Source organism: Streptomyces sp. NPDC087440, assembly GCF_044744005.1.
Taxonomy (GTDB): domain Bacteria; phylum Actinomycetota; class Actinomycetes; order Streptomycetales; family Streptomycetaceae; genus Streptomyces.
Genome location: NZ_JBIUXN010000039.1, coordinates 14628 through 39094, shown reverse-complemented (window position 1 = coordinate 39094; position 24467 = coordinate 14628). Strand labels below are relative to the sequence as shown.

General features: G+C 69.5%; 28 protein-coding genes and 1 pseudogene. 15 read left to right on the top strand and 14 right to left on the bottom strand.

Features of this window, described 5'->3' with window-relative positions; translation table 11 throughout:
• Positions 1-131: 131 nt before the first annotated feature.
• Genes ACIO3O_RS41900 through ACIO3O_RS41890 form a run of 3 tightly spaced genes read left to right on the top strand, consistent with a single transcriptional unit; the run spans position 132 to position 1299 of the window.
• Positions 132-755, top strand: coding sequence for a hypothetical protein (locus ACIO3O_RS41900; RefSeq protein WP_401756014.1), 624 nt, complete (start codon positions 132-134; stop codon positions 753-755).
• A 42-nt stretch (positions 756-797) separates the two neighbouring features.
• Positions 798-938: a hypothetical protein gene (locus tag ACIO3O_RS41895; protein ID WP_401756011.1), complete on the top strand. Its 141-nt coding sequence runs from the start codon at positions 798-800 to the stop codon at positions 936-938.
• Between the two features lie 55 nt (positions 939-993).
• Positions 994-1299, top strand: a complete 306-nt coding sequence (locus ACIO3O_RS41890; protein WP_401756008.1) for a hypothetical protein — start codon at positions 994-996, stop codon at positions 1297-1299.
• Positions 1300-1399: 100 nt separating this feature from the next.
• Here the strand turns inward: ACIO3O_RS41890 and tgmC are convergent, their stop codons facing one another.
• Positions 1400-2542, bottom strand: a complete 1143-nt coding sequence (gene tgmC / locus ACIO3O_RS41885) for an ATP-grasp peptide maturase system methyltransferase (RefSeq protein ID WP_401756005.1) — start codon at positions 2540-2542, stop codon at positions 1400-1402.
• An 80-nt stretch (positions 2543-2622) separates the two neighbouring features.
• Between tgmC and ACIO3O_RS41880 the strand changes: the two genes are divergently transcribed.
• Positions 2623-2898, top strand: coding sequence for a DUF6233 domain-containing protein (locus ACIO3O_RS41880; protein ID WP_401756002.1), 276 nt, complete (start codon positions 2623-2625; stop codon positions 2896-2898).
• 51 nt (positions 2899-2949) lie between these two features.
• Positions 2950-3285, top strand: coding sequence for a hypothetical protein (locus tag ACIO3O_RS41875; protein ID WP_401755999.1), 336 nt, complete (start codon positions 2950-2952; stop codon positions 3283-3285).
• Positions 3286-3386: 101 nt separating this feature from the next.
• Here ACIO3O_RS41875 and ACIO3O_RS41870 read toward each other — a convergent pair whose 3' ends face one another.
• The 3 genes from ACIO3O_RS41870 to ACIO3O_RS41860 all read right to left on the bottom strand — a co-directional run bounded on the left by ACIO3O_RS41870 (position 3387) and on the right by ACIO3O_RS41860 (position 5515).
• On the bottom strand, positions 3387-4175 hold the full coding sequence (locus tag ACIO3O_RS41870; RefSeq protein WP_401755996.1) for a hypothetical protein: 789 nt from the start codon (positions 4173-4175) through the stop codon (positions 3387-3389).
• 220 nt (positions 4176-4395) lie between these two features.
• Positions 4396-5181: a hypothetical protein gene (locus tag ACIO3O_RS41865; protein ID WP_401755993.1), complete on the bottom strand. Its 786-nt coding sequence runs from the start codon at positions 5179-5181 to the stop codon at positions 4396-4398.
• Between the two features lie 175 nt (positions 5182-5356).
• Entirely contained in the window at positions 5357-5515 is a 159-nt protein-coding gene (locus ACIO3O_RS41860) for a hypothetical protein (protein ID WP_401755990.1), read from the bottom strand.
• Between the two features lie 465 nt (positions 5516-5980).
• On the opposite strand from ACIO3O_RS41860, the gene ACIO3O_RS41855 reads away from it, so the two are divergent.
• From ACIO3O_RS41855 to ACIO3O_RS41845, 3 genes are all read left to right on the top strand, one after another.
• Positions 5981-7510: a 3'-5' exonuclease gene (locus ACIO3O_RS41855; RefSeq protein WP_401755987.1), complete on the top strand. Its 1530-nt coding sequence runs from the start codon at positions 5981-5983 to the stop codon at positions 7508-7510.
• Between the two features lie 733 nt (positions 7511-8243).
• Positions 8244-8498 carry a hypothetical protein gene (locus tag ACIO3O_RS41850; RefSeq protein ID WP_401755984.1) on the top strand — a complete coding sequence of 85 codons (255 nt, stop codon included), beginning with the start codon at positions 8244-8246 and terminating at the stop codon, positions 8496-8498.
• A 5-nt stretch (positions 8499-8503) separates the two neighbouring features.
• Positions 8504-8911, top strand: a complete 408-nt coding sequence (locus ACIO3O_RS41845) for a hypothetical protein (protein ID WP_401755981.1) — start codon at positions 8504-8506, stop codon at positions 8909-8911.
• 76 nt (positions 8912-8987) lie between these two features.
• On the opposite strand, the gene ACIO3O_RS41840 is transcribed toward ACIO3O_RS41845, so the two are convergent.
• Positions 8988-9680, bottom strand: coding sequence for an HNH endonuclease family protein (locus ACIO3O_RS41840; RefSeq protein WP_401755978.1), 693 nt, complete (start codon positions 9678-9680; stop codon positions 8988-8990).
• A 506-nt stretch (positions 9681-10186) separates the two neighbouring features.
• On the opposite strand from ACIO3O_RS41840, the gene ACIO3O_RS41835 reads away from it, so the two are divergent.
• The 3 genes from ACIO3O_RS41835 (at position 10187) to ACIO3O_RS41825 (ending at position 11871) form a co-directional block, all read left to right on the top strand.
• Complete coding sequence (locus tag ACIO3O_RS41835) at positions 10187-10468, top strand: hypothetical protein (RefSeq protein WP_401755975.1); 282 nt, start codon at positions 10187-10189, stop codon at positions 10466-10468.
• A 58-nt stretch (positions 10469-10526) separates the two neighbouring features.
• Positions 10527-10961, top strand: a complete 435-nt coding sequence (locus ACIO3O_RS41830; protein WP_401755972.1) for a hypothetical protein — start codon at positions 10527-10529, stop codon at positions 10959-10961.
• 262 nt (positions 10962-11223) lie between these two features.
• Positions 11224-11871, top strand: coding sequence for a hypothetical protein (locus ACIO3O_RS41825; RefSeq protein ID WP_401755969.1), 648 nt, complete (start codon positions 11224-11226; stop codon positions 11869-11871).
• 166 nt (positions 11872-12037) lie between these two features.
• On the opposite strand, the gene ACIO3O_RS41820 is transcribed toward ACIO3O_RS41825, so the two are convergent.
• Entirely contained in the window at positions 12038-12223 is a 186-nt protein-coding gene (locus ACIO3O_RS41820) for a hypothetical protein (RefSeq protein WP_401755966.1), read from the bottom strand.
• A gap of 172 nt (positions 12224-12395) precedes the next feature.
• The gene (locus tag ACIO3O_RS41815; protein WP_401755963.1) at positions 12396-12671 is read right to left on the bottom strand and encodes a hypothetical protein; all 276 of its coding nucleotides are present in this window, start codon (positions 12669-12671) and stop codon (positions 12396-12398) included.
• Positions 12672-12797: 126 nt separating this feature from the next.
• On the opposite strand from ACIO3O_RS41815, the gene ACIO3O_RS41810 reads away from it, so the two are divergent.
• Positions 12798-13370 (top strand): hypothetical protein, encoded by a 573-nt coding sequence (locus ACIO3O_RS41810; protein ID WP_401755961.1) that lies wholly within the window; start codon positions 12798-12800, stop codon positions 13368-13370.
• 82 nt (positions 13371-13452) lie between these two features.
• Here the strand turns inward: ACIO3O_RS41810 and ACIO3O_RS41805 are convergent, their stop codons facing one another.
• The 3 genes from ACIO3O_RS41805 to ACIO3O_RS41795 form a co-directional block, all read right to left on the bottom strand.
• Positions 13453-14667 carry a pentapeptide repeat-containing protein gene (locus ACIO3O_RS41805; protein ID WP_401755958.1) on the bottom strand — a complete coding sequence of 405 codons (1215 nt, stop codon included), beginning with the start codon at positions 14665-14667 and terminating at the stop codon, positions 13453-13455.
• Positions 14668-15198: 531 nt separating this feature from the next.
• Positions 15199-16722: an FG-GAP-like repeat-containing protein gene (locus ACIO3O_RS41800; protein ID WP_401755955.1), complete on the bottom strand. Its 1524-nt coding sequence runs from the start codon at positions 16720-16722 to the stop codon at positions 15199-15201.
• Between the two features lie 172 nt (positions 16723-16894).
• A complete protein-coding gene (locus ACIO3O_RS41795; protein ID WP_401755953.1) occupies positions 16895-17431 on the bottom strand; it encodes a hypothetical protein in 537 nt (178 codons plus the stop codon).
• Between the two features lie 373 nt (positions 17432-17804).
• Between ACIO3O_RS41795 and ACIO3O_RS41790 the strand changes: the two genes are divergently transcribed.
• From ACIO3O_RS41790 to ACIO3O_RS41780, 3 genes are all read left to right on the top strand, one after another.
• Positions 17805-21863: a polymorphic toxin-type HINT domain-containing protein gene (locus tag ACIO3O_RS41790; RefSeq protein WP_401755951.1), complete on the top strand. Its 4059-nt coding sequence runs from the start codon at positions 17805-17807 to the stop codon at positions 21861-21863.
• On the top strand, positions 21856-22284 hold the full coding sequence (locus ACIO3O_RS41785; RefSeq protein WP_401755949.1) for an Imm1 family immunity protein: 429 nt from the start codon (positions 21856-21858) through the stop codon (positions 22282-22284). Before ACIO3O_RS41790 ends, ACIO3O_RS41785 begins: the two co-directional genes overlap by 8 nt.
• Positions 22285-22725: 441 nt before the next feature.
• A complete protein-coding gene (locus ACIO3O_RS41780) occupies positions 22726-22941 on the top strand; it encodes a hypothetical protein (RefSeq protein WP_401756043.1) in 216 nt (71 codons plus the stop codon).
• A gap of 40 nt (positions 22942-22981) precedes the next feature.
• Here the strand turns inward: ACIO3O_RS41780 and ACIO3O_RS41775 are convergent.
• The 4 genes and pseudogenes from ACIO3O_RS41775 to ACIO3O_RS41760 form a co-directional block, all read right to left on the bottom strand.
• Positions 22982-23122: pseudogene (locus ACIO3O_RS41775) on the bottom strand (DUF6233 domain-containing protein); the annotation flags it as partial.
• A gap of 209 nt (positions 23123-23331) precedes the next feature.
• Positions 23332-23514 carry a hypothetical protein gene (locus ACIO3O_RS41770; protein WP_401755946.1) on the bottom strand — a complete coding sequence of 61 codons (183 nt, stop codon included), beginning with the start codon at positions 23512-23514 and terminating at the stop codon, positions 23332-23334.
• Positions 23515-23542: 28 nt separating this feature from the next.
• Positions 23543-24031, bottom strand: coding sequence for a hypothetical protein (locus ACIO3O_RS41765; protein ID WP_401755943.1), 489 nt, complete (start codon positions 24029-24031; stop codon positions 23543-23545).
• A gap of 288 nt (positions 24032-24319) precedes the next feature.
• Positions 24320-24467: tetratricopeptide repeat protein (locus tag ACIO3O_RS41760; RefSeq protein WP_401756040.1), on the bottom strand; the 148-nt coding region annotated here is incomplete at its 5' end.

The following is a 24467-nucleotide window of genomic DNA, read 5'->3' as shown; positions in this document are numbered from 1 at the left end:
TGGGTGAGGGGCCCTGCGCGGAGCAGGTACTCGAAGTCGAGCCCATCATCTGTGATCTTCCACTGTATTGACGCAAGAGACAGTGTTCTACTGCAATACACTGAGGCCGGGTTCGTCGAGAGGATGGCGTGATGCTGCCGACCGTTGTACTGGAGCAGCGCGAGGAGACTGCGGGGACTGTCTTGTCCCGCATCGAGGCAGGCACGGTTCTGGGAGTGGCAGCCAATACCGTCGGTAAGCTCCTTGCCAGCGGGTTCCTCCCCGACCTGGCCGAGTACCGGGTGGCTGCCCTGGCGGGGAGTCGGCACGTCAGGGTGCAGGAGGGCAGATTGCCCGTGCTGCGCACGGCCGCTGCTACCGCTCCGTACGACGCGGGCGACGGGCGGGACTTCATCGGGGACGCAGTCTTCCTAACCGACGATCAGTTCCTCCAGGCGTCGCGACAGTGGTGGCGGTGCGATCCGGACGTCATTGTGCAGGCAGGTGTCCTGCCGGTCGCGGTGGCCGGGTGGGTCACCGGCGTCCTGGATGTTCACGCACACGAGGCGGCCACCGTCCGACGGCCGCACGAAGTGCGTCACTCCTTTACGGCCTCCGTCGCGGGCAGGGTGGGAACACTCGACGACCCGTCCACCTACCGGATCTTGGCCACGGACGAGACCATGGCGAGCCTCACTCGCCAGCTCCTGGGCTCTCGCGTGCAGTCGGCCGTCTCCGGAGGCCCCATTGCCTACCTCAGACCAACACCCGCGTGACCATTACCCCCACATGGCCCCTGACGCCGAGGAGATCCCACCATGGGAGCCGAGAAGAAGCCGCTGAAACCCCTTGGGCAGTTCGTGCTGTTCATCGTCCTCATCATGGTGTTCATCGTGCTTGGCTCGCTGCTCATCAAGGAGATGAGCCCGATCGCCCATATGCTCATCGGCCTACGCTGAACTGACTACACCCCCCAGGCAACTCAGGGGGCGCCTACTCCTATGGAGACCCGTCATGCCCGACAAGACACCACCCCGAGGCTGGTCCGGCAGGGCCTGGCGCTTCTGGCAGGGGCTGCGCGGCAACACCTGCTGGTACGTCGTCTGCTGGCCCCACGGAAAATACGAGAACGCGGTCGTGCTGCGCCGCACCCAGTACCGGAGCCAGGGCACGCACTGGGTGGAGAACTACAGCGGCCGCTTCCCCAGTCCGATCGTGGTCACCCCTCACGACCTGTCACCGCAGTACGCAGCCCAGACGCCGCTGTACCCCTACCCGGACCTGCCCGGCAAGGCTGCCGAGGAGCCCCAACACCTGTAGGTGGTTCCAGCTCGACTTGTCGTCTGACGTGCCAGCGCCCTTGCGGAGACCCCCACGTCAGAATTCGCACTGGGTGCCGGGAACGGGTGGTGCTGCGTCTTCAGAGGGGGAGGTGCCAGGTGGGCCCGGTGGGGGAGCCGATCCATACGGTCTGCTCGGTGGGAGTGGCGGTCATGCCGAATTCGGTGAGGTGGGGTGCTCCGGCTTTCTGCCAGGCGGTGAGTGCGTCTTCGACCTGGTCCCAGAGGCGGAGGGGGCCGTGCTGGTGGACGGTCCAGGCGGGGCCGTCGGGTTCGGTCCAGGCGTGGGAGCCGGTGGCGACGTCGCGCAGGATGATGCCGGTGCTGGTGGTCATCAACTGGGCTGAGGGTGCGCCGAGTTGGGCGACGAAGCGTCCTGCCCATGTTTCGGTGAGGGCGGGGTCGGTGTGGGTGGGGCGGGTGGTGCCGTCGAGGGGGTAGAAGACGGGCGTGGGAGGGCGTTCGTGGGGGCGGGCGAGCGTGTAGGAGATGGTGTCGTCCTCGAACCGGCCGTGGGCGGTGCCGTCGTCGTCGAGGGTGAGGCGGATGAGGCCGGAGGCGAGCATCCATCCGGAGATCGTGGTGGTGATGGTGCCGCCGTCGTTGAGCTGGAAGAACCAGGATGGCGGCAGGGTGCGCACCGCGCAGGTTGTGATGACCGCGTCGTAGTCGGCGTGCTCCCTGTATCCCTGGAGGCCGTCGCCGGTGGCGAGGGCGGGGGTGTACCCGGCGGCGTGCAGGTGGGTTACGGCGCTGGCGGCGAGGGTGGGGTCGTACTCGATGCTGACGACGTTCTGTGCGCCGAGCTGGTGGCAGAGGACGGCGGTGGAGTACCCGGTGCCGGTGCCCACCTCCAGGACCTTTTGACCCGGCCGCAGCGCGGCGACGTCGGCGGTCCGCGCCACCAGTGAGGGCAGCGTCGCCGAGGACGTCGGACTTCCCGCGAGAGGACCGGTGGCGTCGGCGGCGTCCTGCCCGTCGACCTGGGTCACCCACGTCCGGTCCTCGTAGACCATCCGCAGCCACTCCTGTTCGCCGACCTCCTCCCGGTGCACGGGTTCCCACCCGGTTGCGGTGGGCCGGAAGGCGTGCGCGCCGAGGAACACCTCACGCGGTACGGCCGCGACGGCATCCCGCCACCCGGGAGCAAGGCTGGGATGTGCGGCGGCGACCTGTTCGGCGAGCGTGCGGCGAAGCGCGGCGGGGTCAGCAGCGGGCAGCACGACGGTAGTCGTACGACGCCGTCCCGGTGCTGCGCCCTGCGCCCCGCGGCCTGGCCTCGCAGCATCCGGTGCCACCGGAGGTGCCGGACGGCACAGCCGCCTCCGGTCCGGCGGAGGCGGCGGGGTGGATCGCGGAGCTGGTGCGGCGGCCGCCGCACCTGGCGTCGCTGGGCACGCGCGGCGGGCGGGGGACGCGGTTGCACGTGCCGGGGTGCTGGGTGATCAGCAGGGAGACGACCGGGGTCGTCATCGACACCGGGCAGGCGCTCGACCTGCTGCGGGTGGACCCGGTGGCGTCGGCCTGCGACGTGTGCGCCCGCGACCTCGCGGGGGGTGCGGTGTCCTCGTCGGGGTGATCTAGGCTGCTGTGCCATAACTCCGCTCCAGGTGTAGGGAGTTGGGTTGTCATGAAACGAATGTTGATCTCTGGGGTTGTTGTACTTGCGGCGATCGGAGTTGCCGCGCCGTCGGCTCCCGCGTTCTCCTCGTCAGCGGTTCAGGCTGAAGAGTTCAACCGGTGTGGGTATTACGTACAGGCCAAGGCCCTTCATATCCGTTCGGGCCCCGGCACGAAGTACACCTCGCTCGGGCTGCTCCGCTTCGATGATCTGGTGGTTCCCAGCAAGCAGGCCAACGGTTGGTTCTTTGTGCAGCCCTATCGTGACCATACCCGGGAGCTCCGGCAGGGTTGGGTGCCCAAAAAGTACCTGCGCACCGCTCAGTGCATGAACCCTTTGAGCTGACGGGGTTGAGGTGGAGCCCACCGCTTTGAGCGGTGGGCTCCACCTGTCTCAACCGTCCGTGGGGACCGCGGCGCGGTACGCGTCGTGGTGGTGGTGTCAGCTCAGCGGGGGCGGTCGGTCAGGAGGTCGAGGAGGGGAGTGTCGGGGTGGTGGAGGTCCAGGGCTGCCCAGTACAGGGTGACCAGGCGGGCCAGCATGACCCGTTCCTCTCGTGAGGGCGCGTTGCGGGGCAGGTCGTAGGCCAGCGCGGCGCGCACGTTCAGGAGGTCGGCGGTGCTGCCGGAGGCGGGTGCGGTGAGCGCTTCGGCTACGGACGTCAACTCGTCGGCGCCCTCGGCGATTTCCCGGTGCAGCCATGCGTTGGCGTTGCGGTAGGCCCGGGTCGTGCTGTCGTGGAAGGGCGGGAGGCGGAGGGCGGAGGCCGGGGCGTCGGTGAGGCTCTGCGCCCATCCCTGGGCGAGGTGGGTCCAGTAGCTGTCCGGCACGGGGCGGGCGTCGGTGAGGGCCAGGGCGACGCCGTCGGGCACGGTGCCCCAGCGGTCGGTGTGCTGGTCGCGTGTCGCCTTGCGGAGGAGTTGGCGGACTTCCGTGGGCAGGTGAAGACGTCGGCCGACGGCGGACGGGGTGAGGGCGCCCGGTGCCGGGCGGCCGGGGTGGGGCAGGATGCGCCGCCATCCCGCCCGCTGAATCCATCCGTCGTCGGTGGCAATGCTCTGGAGGGACGGGGTGTGGGGCGGGTGCGGGGCGGGGGTGGGGCGCAGGGTGTGCAGGGCCAGGAAGTGGCCGGTGTGGGCGGCGAGCCGTGCGAGGTCCGCCGTGGCCGGCCCCTGGGGGCCGGTGCCCCACAGGTCGAGGTCGAGGAAGGGCGGCACAGTGCTGCTGGGCGGCATGGGTTCTCCCGGTGAGGGCGGTGGGTGGCCACTCTGAGGGGTGGCATCCCCGCGTCGGCGGGGAGCAGGCGGCCGCCCGTGGGGAGGCCGTTTCCAGCGTAGGGAGCCGGGCGGGCGTCCGGGTTTCAGAAACTGGGCCGTCTGATGGCAGCCGCCGACCAAATGAAGGACATTCTGACCCGTACCGCGCCCTGACCGACGGTGACGGGACGGCTTCTTCTCAGGCGAGGTCGCTGCGGTGGCCCCGGCCGGGGCGCCTGGCGGCATGGGCCTGGACGTCGGCGGTGGGGTAGCGGGCGGCCCTGGGGCCGCCCGGCCCCTCCGAGGAGATGCCCCACCGCTGCATCTGCTTGCTGACGGACCCGGGGGCGATGCCGAGGTACTCGGCGACCTCGTCGCGGGACATGGTGGTGGGCAGTGCGGGGGCGTCGTGCTCGCCGAGCAGTTCGGCGAGGCGGGTGTGCGCCTGCCGTTCCGCCGCGGCTGCGGCCTCGGCTGCGGCGCGGGCGGCCCGTGCGCTGTTCACGGCCTGCTCGTACGCCAGGCGGTGGTCGGCCACGGCACTCGACCAGTCGTCCAGCAGGGGCTCGACCGCCGCCCACAGCCGGGGCCACGAGGACACCTGCTCGGGGGTCAGCTCCGCGACGGGCTGACGGCCCGCGACACGGACCCGGAACACGCCGAGCGGCTGCGGCAGGGCGAAGTTCACCCGCGAGACGCCGACGGCTTCCAGAGTGACGCCGCCGCGCCGCCAGAGGCCCGGGGCACCGGCGGGAGCCTCGGCCCAGGAGCGTGAGACCTCGGTCCGGAACTGGTCGAGGGGGCCGGGCTCCTCGGGCAGGCTGGGCAGCTCGTGCCGGGCGACCATGTCCCAGAACTCTTCCGCGGGCACGTCGTCCACCGTGGTCGCCCCCGTACCGCGCAGGTCGTCCGCCATGGCGTCGATGTCGTACTCGCCGGGCGTGTTCTCCAGGGCCCGCTGGATGCTCGCGTACAGATCAGACATGTCCCGCTCCTTGCGTCGGTGAGGAGGCTGATGGCCCGTCACCAACCTTGCCCTATGTAGGGCAAGGTTGTAAAGAGGTGCAGGATACTTGGGTCTGAGGTGCGCTCTCCGCGCCCGGACACGGCTGTGCCCGCCCCGGAAATGTCCGGGGCGGGCACAGCGCTCGGGTGGTGTGTCAGCGGGCGAGGGTGACCCGTACTGGAGGGTTGGAGCAGGTGACGCCGATCTGGGCGAGGGCGTTGGCCTCGGCGGGGTCGACGGTGAGTCCCCAGCGCAGCTTGGTCGCCACCCAGTTGGTCAGGTAGGCGCAGTGCGCGGCCTCGGGCGGCGGCATCCAGGTGGTGGGGTCCTTGTCGCCCTTGGGGCAGCAGCGGCCGGCCCGGCCCTTGACCCGGCGCCGTGCAGGCGACGTATGGCCTTGAGGGTGCTGCGACCGGCCGGGGCAGCGACCAGCGCGTCCGACTCGCCCAAGCAGGGACAGGAACGGGCGCACGGTGTTGCAGCACAAGGCCAGCGTCTCCCCCATCGCCGCCACGGCCGAACCGTCGTCCTCGGACTCGACGCCTTCAGATCCTGCGTCCGGGGCGTCACTGCTTCGCACGGTACGAGGCGCGACGGCCCGAAGGCAGCCGAACGATCCGCGTCCCCCACGGGAGCGAATTCCGGCTCGCGCACGCGAGCGCAGAAGGGGTGTATCGCCTTAACTCTCCCTGAAGCATGGGGTATTGACAGATTTCAGAATGTAACTGCACTTTTCATGCACCGCCCGATCGGGCGGGCCGAACGGAAGGACGAACCGATGACCACGACCACGAGCACGACGGACGCAGCCCCCCTGGCGGGCACGCAGGAGACCGGCTCCAGGGTGCGGGAGTGGCAGGTGCCGGAGGCCCTAGGGGCGCGCCGGATCGCGGATCTCCTGGTGGAGCACACGGAGGAGCCGGTGACCGCTGCCGATGTCGCGGTGCTGGTGGAGCGGGAGCACCTGGCGGAAGTCGGCAGCTACAAGGGGTGGCCGATGTACTCGACCGGGGTCGCGCTCGCCCTGGACGTGGCCGTGGTGCGCGCGGTGGTGGCGGATCGGGTGGCGTGGGAGGAGGTGAGCCTGCCGCGCGACGCGGCGGCGGAGCGGATCGGCTGGCACTGGGGCGATCTGGCCCGGATGGGCGAGGAGGGGCGGATCACCACCGGGCGCGGTGACCGCTACCTGATCGCCGATCTCGACCGGCTTGCCGAGGAGGCGGACGGCGAGCAGTACGTCACCGCGCAGGCCGCCGCCCGCGACGTCCTGGAGATCCGGCCGACGGACTGGAAGTACGTGGAGGCGGCGGGGTGGATCACCCCGGCGGAGACCTACGAGAAAGCGGTCGGCCGCACCCGGACGGTCACGGTGTGCCTGTACCGGCTCGGCGAGGTCCGCGACCTGCTGGACATGCCCGGCGTCGACTGGGAGGCCGCCCGCGGCCTGCCCAGGAGGGCCCCGTCCCCGCTGCGCGAGTACGCCCGCCTCGCCCCCACCCGGGCCGCCGCCGTGAAGGGGTTCGCGCAGCGTCTCGCGGACCGCCACCAGGTGACGGTGTGGGCCTGGTCCAGCCCGTACTCCGGAGGCTGGGAACTCGACTGGCAGCGCACGAACGGCAGGCCGACGGCGGCGCAGGTGGGCGCCGAACTCGCCGCCGATCCGGAGGCGGGCACGTACGCCCAGGAGATCACCCTGTGCCCCGTCTGGGGGCGGATCACCCGCCGGGCCCGGGAGCTGCTGGAGCCCGGCGCGGCCGTCGTCCTGGACACCGAGACCACCGATCTGTACGGGCAGACCGTCGAGATCGCGGTCATCGACGCGGCCACCGGCACGCCCCTGCTGGACACCCTCGTGAGGCCCACCGTGCCCATCGAGCCGGGCGCGTACTGGGTGCACGGCATCGCGGACGCCGACGTCGCCGACGCCTGCCCCTTCGAGAAGATCCTCCCGAAGCTGCGGAAGGTCACCCGTGACCGCGTCATCTGCGCCTACAACGCCGACTTCGACCGCACCGTCGTCCTCGGGGACGTCCGCCGGGCGAAGCGCAAGCCGATGCACCTGGAGACGGGCTCCTGGTGGTGTCTGATGGACGCGTACGCGAAGTGGCTCGGCTCAGACCGCTGGCTGCGGCTCGGCGGAAGCCACCGCGCGGCGGGCGACTGCCAGGCCGCCCGCGACGTGCTCCTCACCCTGGCGGAAGGGCGCGGCGCCGTCTTCACCCCCCGGGACCCTGCCTGCCCACCCGCAGGGGCCCGGGGGCGGGGGGAGGCCGCCGGGACGCCACAGGGGGAGGTGCCCGAGCGGTGATCCACTTGCCCATATCGTGCACATGTTCGATTCTGGGGAGGATCGGCCCACCGGGCGGCGGCACCGGGCCGACGCCGCGCCTGCGTCGTCGGCCCGCCCCGTGCTGCCGCTGCTGGAGGTGGTCCTGCCCGGTCAGGCCGGGGTGGTGCGGGCCCGGCTGATCCGGTGGCGGCAGACCGACGGCGGCCGGTGGGTGGCCCGCGTCGCGCTGGACGTCTGGGGCAGCACTGTCCGCACCGGCCGCGACGACATCGAGGTCCAGGCCGCCGGAATGGATGTCCCCGGCCCCCGGGTGCGTCCGGGGGCCGGGGTGGATCGCGGAGCTGGTGCGGCGGCCGCCGCACCTGGCGTCGCTGGGCACGCGCGGCGGGCGGGGAATGCGCCTGCACGTGCCGGGGCGCTGGGTGATCGGCAGGGAGACGACCGGGGCCGTCATCGACACCGGGCAGGCGCTCGACCTGCTGCGGGTGGACCCGGTGGCGTCGGCCTGCGAGGTGTGTGCCGGGGCGCTCGGCGGGGCGGTGCGGTGTCCTCGTCGGGGTGATCATGAGGGGATACCCGTAACGTGCCCGTCGGACGGGGGAGTTGGAGGGCTATGCGACGAATGATCATGTGTGGAATGGCGGCTGTCGCCGCTCTCCTGCCTGCCGTGTCGGCGGACGCTGCGGCGCCCGCGGCTGTGTCCCCCCAAATGATCGATCTCAGGGTCCCCGGGGGAAGTGCCGAACTGAACGTGACGAAGGAAGGGAGAGGCTTCCGGGTGCGCGGGGCGATCTACAAGGACGGGCTCTACTGTCTGCGGCTGGATGCGGTGAACCCGCATCTGGGGCTGCCGTTCGGCGGGGCGAGCGAGCTCAAGCGGGCCTGCGCGCACGGGACGACGACGCTGTCACGGTGGACGGAACGCGAAGCGGTGGTGCTGTGGGAGGACGTGCCGCATGCTCCGGACGACGACAGCGGGTACGTCCGGCTGACGGGACGGGGGTAAGGGGCATGCGACGACTGATCATCAGTGGCCTGGTGGCGCTGGCTGTGCTGGCCCCGCTGTCGGCGAACGCAGGTACCCGGGCGGCCGGGCCACAGCGCCTCGACCTGGACTCAGGTGCGGCAGGGGCCAGTGTGAACGTCACGCGGGAGCGGGGCGGCTTCCGCCTGAAGGGCGAGGTGCGCAAGGGTCGGTCTTCGGGCTGCTCGGTACTGGAGGCGGTCACCACGCGGATGGGGAGCACCACCCTGGGCGGCGGCAGCGAGATCGCACGTGTCTGCGAGGAGGGGGGACACCGCCAGTTCAACCGGTGGACCAAGCGGCCCGGTATCCGCGTCTACACCACGGGCGCGTCGCTGGACTGGACCCCTGTCGTCCCGCTGACGGGCAAAGAGGCCGACAGCGCGTCGGTCTGACGGGTGCGGTCTCCGCACCCCAGGCACGGCTGTGCCCGCCACGGAAGGGTCCGGGGCGGGCACAGCAGGGGGCCCGTCAGCGGGCGAGGGTGACCTTGACTGGGGGGTTGGAACAGGTGACGCCGATCTGGGCGAGGGCGTTGGCCTCGGCGGGGTCGACGGTGAGTCCCCAGCGCAGTTTGGTCGCCGCCCAGTTGGTCAGGTAGGCGCAGTGCGCGGCCTCGGACGGCGGCATCCAGGTGGTGGGGTCCTTGTCGCCCTTGGCCCGGTTCGTCGTCGCGGACACGGCGATCAGGGAGCGGTCGTCGCCGAGGTCGTTGGCGTATGCCTGGCGCTGCTCGGCGGTCCAGGCGGAGGCTCCGGAGTCCCAGGCCTCGGCGAGGGGCACGGTGTGGTCGATGTCGATCTTGCCCGCGTCGCCGACGTAGGTGTTGTCGTACAGCGACCACCACTCACCCCCGACCAACTTGCACTTCGCGCCCTTCTCCGGCGGCACGAACGCCTCGGCAAGCAACACCTCCGACCGGGTGTTGCAGCCGTTCTTGTCGACGTCCACCCAGTGCTTGAACTTCGTCCGCTCGTACCCGGTGCGGTCCTCGGCCGCCACGGGCAGAGCCTTCAGGACGTCCTGCACCGGCATCACCAGAATGTCGCCGGGGGCGCCGTGCGGGTTCGCGGCGGGCCCGGCGGCGGCCTGGGCGCCGGGAGTCAGGAGTGCCGCCAGTGCGGCCGTCGCTGCCGCCAGGGTTGTCAGTGTGCGTACGCGCATTGCGTCCCGCCCCTCTCGAAGATCACAACATGTGTGCTCTTCGTAACGGGCCGCGCCGCCCCAAGTCGCTTGCACGATAGGGGAGTTCACCCGGGCGGGGAGAAATCATGATGATCAGTCCGGCGTGAAGGGGTCGGTTGCGGCCGGAGCCCCCGGACGCGTTGCGCCGGAGGTGCGCGCGCTGTCCACCTCGGCACGTAGCGACTCGTTGGGATGATCCGCCGCCGCAGACCGTGACGCCGTCTTCCGCTGTGGGTTGGCCAGGGCCAAGCACCCGTTCGGCCCCGAGGAGCCCACCTCCCATGCGCCTGCGTACCCGCCGCCGTCCTTCTCCTGGCGGCGGCTGCACCCGCCGTCGCGACCCGACCCCCTCGACCGCCAGGAGGCGGCGGCGTCCCTCTCCCCGCCCGTTGCCGTACGGGTGTCGGACAGGTACACGCGCGAGGCTGCGGACCTGCCGCGCCGCCCGCCGCGAAGTCGGAGGCGTCGACCACTGGCCCCGCCATGTGATCCAGTGGTGGGAAGCGGCCCGCCTTGGGGACGCGGGCAAGCGGGCCAACGGAGGTCGGCCGCGCGGGACCGGGGACCTCCTGCCGCGCGAGGAGATCCGCCTGCGCGCCGCCATCCGCGCGCTCGCCGCACGGCGCGCCGACGCCGTCGCCGCGCTCCTCGACGCCGACCCGGACACCACCGCGGCCGACGTCTCGGCGCAGCTCGGCTACCCGACCCGCACCGCCCGTACTGCCCTCACCGCCGCCCGGAGCCGGAGCGGCGCCCGTGAGCGCTGAGACGGTCACGTACTGGGCATGGGAGGTGAGGTACTCCGCTGAGCTGGTGTATGCCGGTGTGTCAGAGTCCAGGGGCGTCGCTCGGGACGTCCTGCCGGATGCGCTATTGCCCGGGGTCCTGGAGGACTTGGGTCGTCGCGAACCCCGCCTGCGCGGGTGTGATCCGCAGGGCTGGTCGGCACGGGAGCTGAGTGAAGCGCAGTTCCGGGAGCGGCAGGCGGAGATCGTGCGCGAGATGGTCGACGCCCCGCCGCCAGGCCCGATGGTGCCGCGTACCGCGCTGGTGGGGCTCCTGCTGGGGGTCTGCCTCCTCATTCTGGCCGGGACCCTGCCGAACGGACCTGTGCTCACCGGGTTGCTGCTCACCGGTGGAGTCCTGTCCTGGATTACCGGCGGGGTGTCCCTGGTCATGTCGGGGGCGCTTCACTCCCTCATGAACGGCAGCGGGCACCACCGGGGAGACCGGTGTCCGCCTCACGAGCAGGACCGTTAGACGGCCCCGGAGGTCGGGCGAAGCGGGGTGCAGCAAGGCGCTTGGGTGCGCGCTCTGCTCCGCTCAGGCTGGCCGCTACACGCCCTCAGGGGCTGTGCCAATACTGCCTGCCAGCGCCGCCAGGGAGGGGTGCTGATCCTTATCGGTGTCAGGGAATGGGTGCCTGCCGTTCGGGTGAGGGGTCCGGCGCTGTGTGCGGTTGCGGGTACTTCCTCGTAGTGCGCCCAGCAGGCGCGCATCGATCCGACCCGAGGAGCTTCTCGTGCATCGCACCCGTTTTCATCGCGTTCTCGCCTGCACTGTCGTCTGCGCGGGGATGTTGGCTGGCCCCGTTGCCGCAGCCGCGGCGGCCGAACCGTTCCCGTGTGCGGGTGACCTGCTGAAGGTCTACCAGGCCGAGGACGGTGTGACGGAGGCGAAGCAGCTGGCGGTCGCCGCAGCCGAAGCCCGCGACAAGGCCAACGCATACAAGGAGCCGACCCGTCAGACGGTCAGTCAGGCCGGCGGCCTCCGCCGGGTACTCATGAACGATCTCAAAAACGAAAAAGCCGTGGAGAAGCTCCAGGGTCTGGACGCGAAGATGATGGCCGAGGCCGCCAAGACCGCGAAAGTTGCGGCAGGCACAGCTGGAGAAGACGCGGCCAGGGCCTTCCTCGCGGTCGCCGACGACCTCCACAAGCTGGTCGAGAAGGCAGTTGAATCCAAGAAATTCACAGGCGACTCCCTTCGGGACCTTCTGCGCCTCGATAAGGCCTTGGGTACAGCAGCCAAGGACCTCGATGCCGCCACCAAGGAGGAACGGGCCAAGGCCACGGACACAGTGCGCAAGGCAAACGCCAAGGCCACCAAGGGCGCTCCGGCCAAGCTGGGGGAAGCCCGCAAGGAACTCATGGACTGTCTGGCCAAGTAGCCGTATGGGCCCGCTGGGCCGCCGTTGCCCGTGCTGGGGTGAAGCCCTCCCACCGAGCCCGGCCTCCGAGACCCATGGAGATATGGCACGGGTACTCAGGCGGCGGGCGTTCTCGCAGCCCTCGGCGCGGCCGTGAGGGACCACCGGCCCGTGACCTCGCGCCGGGTCACGTGAGCAGAAGCATGATGAAGGGTTCGTCGGTCAGTGTCCGGCGGGCCACCTGGGCGTGGGTCGTGCACAGCTCGGCGCGCTGCGTGTCGACCGCCTGGTAGAGCATGACGTGGGTGGCGGTCTCGTCGCAGGGCAGGCTGCCCCAGCCCAGCGGCCACGACCGGTGGCACTCGCCGCACACCTCGCGTCCGTCGTGGCCGTAAAGGACCGCCCCGTGCTCGGGGCACCCACGCCACGGCACCGCGCAGCGCCGGACAGGCCCGGCCGGTGCGGCGGACCGCCGGGCCCGCACCCGGCGAAGTGCCCGTCCAGGTCGTGCTCCTCGTTTCATGGCCGGCCTCGTTCCATGGCGTCTAGTAGTCGTCGGCGGGCATGGGCTCGCCCGCCCTGAACGCGGCACACCGGGTACAGGTGCGCTCGCGGCACGTGTCCTCCCGGGCGTTGCGCCGGTACTGGGCGCAGGACCGGGCCCGCCACGGATACGGCACCGTGTCGGCAGCCTCCTGCGCCGCCGTGCGGGCCTCGGCGAGAGCCTCGGGATTGTCGTGGTCGTCCAGGAGACGCAGCGCACGGTGCAGGGCCTGGCGGGCCCTGGTGGTGTCAGGGGTCCGGCGGGTGGGCTGGGGCACGTGAACTCGCATCCTTCGACGGGGAGTTGATGCTAGCGGTGCCGCCAGCTCTCCTCAGGGAAACGGCCTGTCGGACCACCCGGAGGTGGGACGCTGGAAGGAGTGCCCCCGGGGAAAGGCGAACCCATGGAGACTCCCCGACCGTTCACCCTCGCGCAGGTCCACGGCTGCCTGCGCGTGCTCGGCATCCCGATGTCGGAGAACGTAACCGTGCCCCGGACGGCCGGGCTGGGACTGCTGCTCTACTGCGTGGAGTCCGCGTTGCAGGACGACGCCGACCGCCTGGAGGCCGAAGAGGCCCGCGACGCCTACCTTCTGGGCATCCAGCTCTCGCTGGCCCACGTGCTGCACGAGGACGACGTCGACGCGGGCATCGCCCTGGTCTGGGCAACCCTGCTGCACGCCCGCCTCGACCGCCTCGCCGACGACTACACCGCCACCCGGGAAACGGACCCCGACACGACCGGCGCAGACGGCGCCGCAGACGTCCCGGCCCTCGTTCACCTCCTGGCCGCCGCCCGCGCCGCCCTGGCAATGACCGCCGCCCTCCCCGAGCCCGAAGACGTCCAGGCCGACCCCGCAGCGCTCAACAGCACACGGGACGCACTGCTGACCGCACGCCGGGAAACCCGGCAGGCAGCGGAACAAATCGAGCGCGCGGCCGCGGCCCTGCGCGTCCTGGGCGTCGACACAGGATGACGACCGACGCCCATTCCGCCCGAGGGCAGCGAGCATCGGGGGCTGGCCTTTCCCGCCTGCACTCCCCGCCCAGAAGCCCGTGCTACGGAGCCCCGGGCTGCCAGTGAGAAGGGAGGGCGACCATCGCGGGAACGGGGAGGCCCAGCGCGCCGAGAAGCCCGAGAGGAACCGTACCCAGCGCCCTGTCGAAGTGCACGGTGCCGCCGGAGAACCCCGCGCCGTCGAAGTCCACGGTGCTGCCAGAGAACCGCGCGCCGTCGAAGTCCACGGTGCCGCCGGAGAACCGCGCGCCGCTGAAGTGCACGGTGCCGCCGGAGAACTGCGCGCCCTCGAAGTTCACGGTGCCGCCGGAGAACTGCGCGACGGTGAAGTTCACGGTGCCGCCGGAGAACCGCGCGCCGCCGAAGTTCACGATGCCGCCGGAGAACTCCGCGCCGCCGAAGTGCACGATGCCGCTCGAGAACCGCGCGCCGGTGAAGTGCACGATGCCGCCGGAGAACTCCGCGCCGCCGAAGTTCACGATGCCGCTGGAGAACCGCGCGCCGCCGAAGTTCACGATGCCGCCGGAGAACCTCGCGCCGCCGAAGTTCACAGGGCGGTCGATGGTGACGCCGGTGAGGTCGAGGTTGTAGCCCTGCCAGGAGCGGCGGTCGTCCTCGGCGGGGAGGCGGTAGTGGTCTGCGATGAGGCGCAGGATCGTGTGCCGTACTTCGCGCAGTTCGCGGAACCGGTCCTGCTTGGCCTGGTGTGCCTCGCGCTGTTCCTCGGTGTGCGGGGTGTTGTCGGGCTGGAGGTCGGGCAGGTTACCGGGGTCGGGCGGGTAGGGCAGGCGGAGGTAGGCGCACAGGACGTCGATGCAGGTCTGGCGCAGCTCGGGGCGGGGGGCGTCGTCGGCGAGGCCGGACAGGGCGTGGATGCCGCCCAGGCGTACGGCGGGGGAGGGGGAGCCGAGTTTGTCGACGGCCTGGGAGAAGCGTTCGGTGTGCAGGCGGGTGGACTCGCGGTGTGCACCGGCTTCGTCGACGCGCTGGCGGCGGTAGGCGACGACCAGGGCGACGAGCGCACCGGCACCGGCGACCACCCCAAAGGAGAGCTTCACCAGATCGAACAGCGTCTTCGCGTCGAGCTTGGTGCCGGTGTCGAGCGTCGTGAAGTCGAGCAGCACCACCAGCGCGGTGAAGATGCCGCCCGCGACGAGCACGGCGGCGGCGAAGGCCAGGAGCAGCGTCCGGCCGACCTTCCACAACCGCAACTCCCGGTCGTCCGGGGCCGATCGAGGTTTCGGGGTGGCTGTCATGCCGGTGAAGACACGGCGCGGCTGCACATGGTTGCGCACCGGTTCGGGGCGGGCGGTACGGAGATGAAAGCGGCCGACGGGCGCCCGTACTCCTCGGCCGTGGACCGGCTCATGCAATACATCCCCACCGCGGTCGCCACCGGCTACCTCTGCCAGCCCGACATCGAACTCCCCGTCCCCGGACCCGACTTCTCCCACCGTGTCCGCACCCTGCTCGCCCAGGCCGCAGGCGAACCCGACACTCCCCCACTGCCTGCCCGCCGACCGCCGCAGCCTCTGCACCCGCCGCGACCCGGTCCCCTCCGCTACGCCCGAACGCCCCCTGCCCCACGTGCCCTGGTCGCCTCCAGCGCATACCGGCTGCTCCACTGCGTCGGCTTTCAGGGCGGCGAGGGAGCAGCAGCACGGGAAGGCGCATGGTCCGGGGAGAAGCGTGGGGCACGTACGTGGCCGGCCAGGTCGATGCGTCCTGGCCGGCCACCCATGGTGGTGCGGGGTCATGCGCGCTGGCCCTGCACCCGGGGGAGCGAGTTACACGATCTGTCGGACGTTGGCCCAGTTGAGGGTGCCGACCCTGGTGCTGGCGAGGACGTCGCTCTTGCCGGTGCCCTTGTACAGGTACATGCCGCCGTCGCTGCTGCGGACCGCCATGAGGTCGGCGATGCCGTCGCCGTTGTAGTCACCGGCGGTGATGAGGCGAGTGCCGCCCCAGGTGGTGGTGCCGTAGCCGACGGTGCTGTCGACGACGCTTCCGTCGCCGTTGCCGTTGTAGATGTGCAGGGTGTTGTCGGTGCCCCAGAGGGTGGCGAGGTCGGCGATGCCGTCACCGTCGAAGTCACCCGAGGTCAGCTTGCGCACCCGGTCCCAGCTGGTGCCGCCCATAGTGGGCCGGCCGGCCGCGATCTGGCCCTCGCCGTCGCCCTGGTAGAACCGGAGCTCGTTGGAGCCGAGGATGGCCATGAGGTCGGCGTTGCCGTCACCGTCGAAGTCACCGGCGGTGATGTGCTTCACGGGGCCCCACGTGGTGCCCCCGTAGGTGATGGGCGTCTGCGCGGCGAACTTGCCTGCGCCGTCCCCCTTGTACAGGTGCAGGGTGCCGTCGGCCCAGATCGCCACCAGGTCGGCGATGCCGTCGTTGGTGAAGTCCCCCTTCGCGAACCGGGTCAGCCCCTTCCAGGTAGTGCCGCCGATCTGCGCGATGCGGTTGCCCGACAGGCCGTTGGCCTTGTCACCCGGGTAGACCTGGAGGGTGTCGTCGCCGACGACCGCGGCCAGGTCGGCGATGCCGTCACGGGTAAGGTCGTCCTGCACCCGGAAGGTGGTCTCCTTCACCCACGCGCCGATGTCGTCGGTCCGGGAGGCAACAGCGGAGGTCCGGGTCTCGGCCTTGTCCGTGCCCAGGCAACCGCCCTGCCAGGAACGACTGTTGACACCGACGAGTTCCGGCACGCCGTCCTTCACGCGGAAGGCCGGGCCGCCCGTGTCACCCTTGCACAGCACGGACTTGCCCACGCCCTTGAGACCGAGCGCGACGCCGTCCGCGTAGTCCACGGTGAAGTCGCCGGTGTGCAGGTAGTCGGGCACCCACTCGTCAGCGGTACGGCCGAAACCGGCGGCCTTGAGGGTCTCGCCCGCCACCGGGGCGGTGGAGCTGATCTTCACGGGGGCGATGCCCTGCACCCGGTTGGAGAGCTTGGCGAGGACGACGTTGCGGTCCTCGCTCGTCTTGAGGTACACGACCTCGCGTGTCTGCACGCTGCTGCTCGCGAGGTCGGAGCCGCCGACGCGCACCGTCGTCTTGAGCGCGGGACGGCCGTTCGCGAGGCCTCCGCCCGGAGTCGTGACGAAGCAGCTGCTCGCCGTGATGACCCACTGAGGGTCGACCAGCGCGCCCGTGCAGCCCTGCTGGCCGCCGATGTCGATCTGCGCGGCGAAGGGGTAGGCCTTTGCCGCGGCAGGACTGCCCTCCAGGGCGGTTGCCGGGGTGCTGGCTACGATGCCCGCGACTGCCACGCTCGCCGTGATCCCGGCCAGCAGGCCCGTACGGCTACTCATTCTGGACACTTTCTTCCTTACGCATCTTGGTGGTCACAGCCCTGGGGCGTGACGGTGGAACTGGGCCCCGGCACATCGTTGGCACGTGTCACGAGGGCTTGGCCGTCAGCCCGACGGCCGGATTTGCGTGCCCAGTTGGGCAGGTTCGCCGAGGTGTGGCCTCGGGGCGGGGTCAGCTGGTGACGCGGAGCTCGACGAGCACGGACGGCTTGTTCCCGGTGCTGCTGTCGCCTTCGCCGACCTGCTCCCAGTCGTTCTTGGGGACGTTGACGGTGGTGGTCTCGCCCTCGGCGGTCACCTTGGCGCGCACCGAGTGCGCGTCCTTCGTGAAGATGGCGAAGACGTCCGGCAGTTCCATCGTCAGGTAGCCGCTGGCCGAGGAGGCCTTGAAGCAGAACTTGCCGTCGGCGATGTCCTTCCCGGCCTCGACGAGGATGTCGTAGGCGGTCGTGCAGTCCACCAGGGCGAGGTGGCCGTCGCCCTTCTTCAGGCTGATGCCCCGGTCGGCCAGCACCTGTGCGGCGTTGGGATAGCTGAAGTCCTCGACCGCCGGCGGCATGGGGGCCTCGGCGGCGCTGACGGGCACCTGCCGGGCCTTGGGCGCGGGGCTGGGGGCCTCCTGTGCGGCTGCGAGCGAGCTGAGTCCTATGCCGCCGATAGCACAGCTGACGAGTCCGGCAAAAAGGACTTTGCGAGCAAAAGAAATCACGGGACCTCTTCCATGGATGTGGGTCTGCAAACCGGATGGTGCCATTAAGTTTCACGTAAGTGAAGAGCGTGTAGAGTCCCACGACATTGCCGCCGTGTCGCTCTGACCTGCGGTTATGTCCGCGTGCAATGTTTCTGGAACGGTGCATTTCGCCTCGATTGGCGTTTTCTGTGAAGATCCAAAACGGACTTAATGTATCGATCCAAACGAAATCTTGCGCGTGGCCAGACACTTCGCGAGATGGGATTCCGTCGTGAGAAGAATGCGAAAATTGTGGGGACCTGGAGCCTCGTCTCCGCCTCCAGCCGACCGGACCCGCAGACGGTCACGCCTCCTGCAGAAGGCCGCCGTCGGGTCGGTCTCCGCCGCGCTCATGGCCGGTCTGCTGGGCGTCGTGCCCGCGGCGGCGGCAGAGGCCGTCGACGAGTCGCCCGTGGTCGACCGGTCCTGGGTGGTCCAGCTGTGGACCACCGGCGGTCCCGCCGTGAAGGCGGCCGCCGAAAGCGCGCTGCTGGGGTCCGACCAGGACGTCACCAAGTTCCTCGACGCCGAGCTGCAGCTTGCCCGCACCCATGACAACCGGCTTTCCGCGGTCCGTATGGCCAGCGTCGGCGGCCCCTCGATCCGTGAGGCCGCCAGGAAAGCCCTCGAAGGTGAACCCGGCTCTCTGCAGCTGTTCCTGACGGACGGCTGGAAAGCCCCCCTGGAGCAGGACCAGCGTCTGCAGGCCACCCAGGTCGCCAGCACCGGCGGTCCCCGCGTCCAGGCCCAGGCCCGCACCGCCCTGGAAGCCGGCCCCGAAGCAGTCCGCAAGTTCCTGGAAGAAGGCCAGTTCCTGGCCCAGGAAATGGACAACCGCGTACAGGTCGTCCAGATCGCCAGCCTTGGCGGCCCCGCCACCAAGGAAGCCGCCCGGGTCGCCCTGGAAGGCACCCCGCACGACGTCACCGAGTTCCTCGACGTCGGCCAGCACGTGGCCCGCGCCCGCGACCAGGAACGCATGACCATCGCGGAGTTGGTCAAGCAGGCCCAGCAGGCAGGACAGCAGGCCAAACGGGCCAGCGACCTCACCAAGGAAGCCTCCGCCAAGGCCGTCACCGCATCCGGGCTCGCCAAGCAGGCCGCCAAGACCGCTGCGGCGGAGACGGCCGCAGCGGGCAAGGACGCCCGGCGTGCCGCGAACGCGGCAAACCGGGCAGCAGAAGCCGCACGTGGTGCCGCCAGCGCCGCCCGGCAGGCCATCGGCGCCTCGAACGCCGCCAACCAGGCCGCCCGCATCGCCGCCTCCGCGGCCGCCAAGGCGGCCAGCGCTGCCGTAGGGGCCGCCGACGCCGCCACCGCGGCCAGCGAGGCAGCAGCCCGGGTATCCACCAATGCCGCCGCCACCGAAGAGGCGAAGCGCCTGGCCGCCAAGGCCCACCAGGCGGCCCAGGACGCCAAGACCGCTCAGCTGGCAGCCGGCGCAGCAGGAGAAGCTTCCCGTCAGGCCGGGACTGCCGCGCAGGCGGCGAAGGGCGCAGCCCTCGACGCCCTGGAGGCAGCCGACTCCGCCGACGAGGCCGATCGGCTCGCCGCCGCGGCCGGGGCGCAGTCGGGCAAGGCGACCAAGGCCGCGGCCGATGCTCGGCGTCATGCCAACGAGGCCAACCGTGCAGCAGACGCCTCCGCGAAGCTCGCGGAACGCTCCGCCGTCGCCGCCTTCCAGGCCCGCGATGCGGCCGGCTCGGCAGCGGAACACGCCAGCAAAGCCGCAATAGCAGCCGACGAAGCCATCGCCCATGCCGGCGAAGCCTCTACGGCGGCGGCCCAGGCCACCAAGCAGGCCGCCATCGCGAAGACCGCCGCGGCCGCAGCAGCGGCAGCCGTGACTGCGGCGAACGAGGTCTTTCAGGTGGCACGTGCCACCGAGGCCGAGGACCTGACCGCCCGCACCGCCGCAAGCGTCGCGGAGGCCGAAGAAGACAAGTCCGTCGACGATGACTTCGTCGTCACCGTCGGCTACACGCTGCGCGACTCCCAGGCCCTGGACAGCGAAGCGGACAGACTCGGAGCCGAAGCGGCCAAGCCCGGCATCGACGTCAAGGCCACCGTCCTGCAGGGACGCAAGCTCGCTCTGAAGATCCTGGCCAGCCGGGGTTCTTGGAGCAAGACTGCCGCCTCCATGGCGCTCGCTGCCACCGACGACGAGGTCCTGGAGTACCTGAAGACCGGCCGCAAGGCAGCAGCACAGGACGACATCCACCAGGCGGTGGAAGAACTCCGCATCTCCAGCCCCGACGAACCCGTCCGCGCCGCAGCAACCACCGCACTCAAGGGCACAGCGAAGGACATCGCCGAGTTCTACCTGAACGGCCAGCACACCGCTGCCTCCTCCGCCAACCGCCTGCGCGTCACCCAGATCGCGAGCACCGGCGGAACCCGGCTCAAGGCAGCAGCCCTGGCCGCACTGGAAGACGGTACGCCCCAGGCGCTGGCCCTCTTTCTGTCCAGCAGGCAGTACCAGGCCCGCACGCTGGACGAGCGCATCACCGCCACCCAGCTGGCCAGCACCGGCGGCGCCGAGCTCCAGGCCGCAGCCAAGATCGCACTGTCCGGATCGTCGGAGACACTCCACAGCTTCATCCAGAGCGGCCAGTACATGGCCGACCGCAAGGACCAGCTGACGGACACCCACGTCCACCAGATGCAGCAGCTGATCTCCGTCGCGGAAAGCGCATCCGCCACCGCGCAGAAGAACGCGTTTGAAGCGGCCCGCGCCGCAGCACTGGCTGTCAACGCCAAGGCCGAAGCCGACAAGGCCGCAGGTGAGGCCAGGAAGTCGTCCCTGCGTGCCGAGGAGTTCGCCAAGGCCGCCGACACTTCCGCGGACAACGCGGAGAAGTCGGCAACCCGCGCCCGGCAGTCGGCCACCGTGGCCCGTACCGCCGCCGACGCCGCCAACCGCGACGCCGACGCAGCCGAGTTTTCCGCCAAGCAGGCCAAGTTCTCCGCGGACTACGCCAGCCAGAAAGCAGGCGAAGCGCATCTCGCCGCCGACCGGGCGAAGGACGAAGCCCTCGACGCCGGCAAGAACGCCATCGAGGCAAAGGCCGAAGCCGAAAACGCCTGGACCGTCGCCATCGACAAGGCGCACGCCGAAATGCAGGCAGCGCAGAAGACATACGAAGATGAAATAAAGAAGCAGCAGGAGAAGCAAAGACAGAAGGAAAATCGTGTCTGCCAGCCCTTCCTACTGCAACCGCAAGGCGGCTGGCTCTCCTGCGCCGCTGACCCAAGCGGCCAGACACCTCAAATGTCCATCCCTGACGGAATGGCATACGGTCGCGCAAACCTTGCGTTCTATGGTGCCATCACTGGAATCACGGATGTCATCAAATGCGCCCAGGACGTCAACTTTGAGAACTGCAAAGACGCCGTAACGGCGATGGCGCCATGGGAACGGCCGCGGCGCATCATCAAGGGTGTTTCTTCCGTCATTGATGAAATCGATGATTTCAACAGGAAGCAGGGAATCGGGTGCCGCACGAAGTGCTTCACCGCAGGCACCAAGGTTCTCCTTGCCAATGGCCAGCCGAAGAACATCGAGCACATCGGACTCGGTGAGAAGGTATTGGCCACTGATCCGGTCAGCGGCACTACCGGCGCCCGCCGGGTAACCGACCTCACCGTCACTGAAGACGACAAGCACTTCAACGAACTCACCATCGAAACACCCGATGGCGAGAGCAAGCTCACAGCAACACACGAGCACCCCTTCTGGTCACCGAACCGGAAAGCCTGGATCGAGGCCGCAGACCTCCGACCCGGGATGTCCTTGAGGACGGATGAAGGAAAGCAAGTAAACGTTCGAAAGAACGTACCTTCCGAGCGTCGCGCACGTACCTTCAATTTCACAGTCAGTGATCTGCACACGTACTATGTGCTGGCAGGGTCGACACCGATCCTTGTCCATAACTGCGATCGAGACGAACTTGCGAAGGATGTTCCCCCGCGCCTTGGTAACCCCACGGATGGCAGGGCCTCGGGGACGAGGGAAGACGGGACGAGGGCTGAAACTCATTCCATCACCAGTGGGTGGTACGAGAAAGATGTAGCCCTCATCGACTGGGTGAATCGACAGATGAAGCGACCCGATGCACCTAGGCCTACGCCGGGTACCTCTACTTCCCCTGGCTCCAAGCACGTGGAGCAGAAGTACGTGGCAATAATGGCTCGGGATAAAGTGGTGCACGGCACCGTGGTGATCAACCATGAGGACGGCCCTTGCCCAATGCCATTCTATGGCTGTCAGGCGGCGCTCGATTTTCTGCTAAGCCGCTTGCGCGCTGAGCGAAAATACAAGGATCATCCGACCCTTACTGTCCATTGGAAGGATGAAAATGGGGAATGGCAAATCGCTAAGTTCACTTCGGAAAGGGTGTCTAATGGGTGAAAAAGTAATTGCCGAGGTGCGTTACGCGCCGGAGCATGGCGAGAATCCTATTCTGCTGAGTTCGGTTGAAGAGGCGGATAGACTCATTGACTCCCTCCTTGCCGGGCCAGCTGACTGGAACGTGGCCCAGATGAATTCGCTCGAACGTGAATCGCGCCTTATCCATGATCACATGCTCACGGTGGGAGTAGATGCAAGGCGTCAAGTCGGACTCGTCAGCTACCTCGATGAAGACGGAACTTTCGTGACCGTGGGCGGGGGTGGGAGCGAGCCGCTTGTAGGCTATGCTTTCGCTGGTCACCATGTGGACTTCGAGGCGGACTCGGAGATCCCTCTCCACCTGGTTCGGCAGGCCGTCAAAGAGTTCCTCGTGACACGCGGCATTCGCCCCCGTTGTGTCCAATGGCAGCCGCAGAGGTAGTTTTTCCGCCTTCCCCTCCACTTGAAGGTAAGTGAGAGTTTAGGTCTGGCGTAGATGCTCGACCGAGTAATCTCGGTCGAGCATCTGGCCGCAAACTGAAGTTTGCGGTGCCACCGGAAAAGCTCGCTTCGCTGTCGCCGCCGGATGCGGCAACGACCTCACCGGGCACTGCGGCCTCCGCGTCACCCCCGGCCAGCTCGCCTGGGTCGACACCGTCCTCGCCATGGGTATCGCCGTCCACGACGCCCTCCTGGCCTCGCCGACCCTGTGAGCGCACCGAAATATCCGCCCGGGACGGCCTACAAACCTTCCCGGCCCCGCGGAGCTACAGGTAGTTGGCCCGTTCGGCGCCGAAGGATCCGTCGTGCAGCAGGGTCTCGGCCAGCAGGAAGCGCCGCGGGCGGCCGTCGACGAGGACGACGGCGTACGTTCCCCGTCGGGATGATCGGCACTGCCCACGGCACCTTGGTGGCCGTCCAGGACACCCGTGACGTCCCCGAGGAGTACCGGGAGGCGGTCGAGTCCGCGATGAACGAGCGGATGAGTGCGGTCCTGCACAAGATGTGGGACGAGCCCGGTCCTGCCCCGGTGCTGCGCGGCTCGGTCCCGCTGATGACCCAGGAGTTCCGGGCCGCCGTCGCTCACACCGGCACCTGAGCGGATTCCCCTCCCCGGGAATCCCGGGTGCGGTGTCGGGGCGGCACGGTGCACATGCCTCCAGCCCGTCGGCGAGTGCGCGCCGGGCAGCATCGGTGGTGGCCGGTGTGCCGCGGGCGGCGAAGCAGGTCGCGGCGTGCACGACGGTTGGCACACCGGTGGACCGGGGTGCCTCGACCACCCGCTCCGGCGGCGGCAGCGGGTCGGCGGCCACCCGCTGACGCCGTGCTTCGTGCTGCTCGGCTGCGGTGAGCGCCGCCCGTATCCGGGCGAGGGTGAGGGCGGCGACGGAGCACCACCGTCTCTACCCCTCTAGTCAGGAGCGATACGAACTCACTGCCTGACGGCGGTCTCACGCGAAACGTGCTGCGTCCGTTCCGGCCATGAGCACTATTGGATGACGCGCTGCCAGGGGTCGTCGTCGGTGCGTTCGACGAGATAGACGTCAGGCCATGTGGTGCGGCTGTCGGACAGGATGACCTCGGCCCGTCCTCGTGAGCTTGTCTCCAGCGGTTCGATCTCTGCGTGAGACTCGGATGCGATGCCGTACTCGGTGGCGGCGGGTGCGGTCACGACAGCTCCTCAAGCGGGCGATGGGTGGTCAGGTGCGCGGGGTCGCCTTGATGAGGCGCACAGGCTCGCAGTCGAGCAGCACCTCGTCCACGAAACTGTCGATGACCCTGCCGTGCTCCCCCCTGGGGAACTCCTCCCCCACGGGGAAGTCCTTGGTGAGGTCCAAGGTGAGGTGGAAGTCGCGGAACGCGGCCCTGATACGAGCCGGGAGATCTGCGTAGTCGGGCGTCTCGGCGGGGTCAGCGGCGATCAGGATACGAGCTTCCCTGGGCGCGTCGATCCCCGTCACCCGCACGTCGAAAGCGTGAGCAAGGTTCGCCTCCTGCAGGGCCTTACGGGCCGAGTCGTGCAGCGCCACCGCCCCCAGGTACTGCGTCACCTGGTCACGGCTGAAGGCCCGGGAGACGCTCAACGCGATCGTCTTGGCGGGCTCACCGCTGCGGAACTCGCGGGTGATGGCGTCAATCAACGCGCGCTTCTCGCCGAGAAAGTTCTCAAGCTCCACCTCAATGTCCATGCGCCACACCCTGTAGGTGGAACTGAATTACGTCCAGACTGAATTACGTCTCGATTGAGGGTTGAACGCCGCCACCATGCGTCCACTCCGAGGGCGTGCCCCCTGGGCGCCAGCGCACTTCACAGGAGCCGCACCCTTGCTCTATTGCGGCCGTCGCCACGCCGGGGGGCGTACGCGCATCGCGTCCCGCCCCTCTCGAAGACCACAACATGTGTGCTCTCCGTGACGGGCCGCATCACCCCAAGGTGCTTTCACTGCAGGGAAGTTCACCCAGCGGGGGGGGACCCGTCACTCGGCTCCGCGCCACCAACGCCTCTGGCGCCGCAACCGTGCTTCCGTGAGGGCGAGGTTGGTACGGCTTTGGAGGGTGTGGGGGTGGTCGGGGCCGAGGGTGCGTTCGCGGTCGGCGAGGGTGGTGCGGTGGAGGTCGACGGCA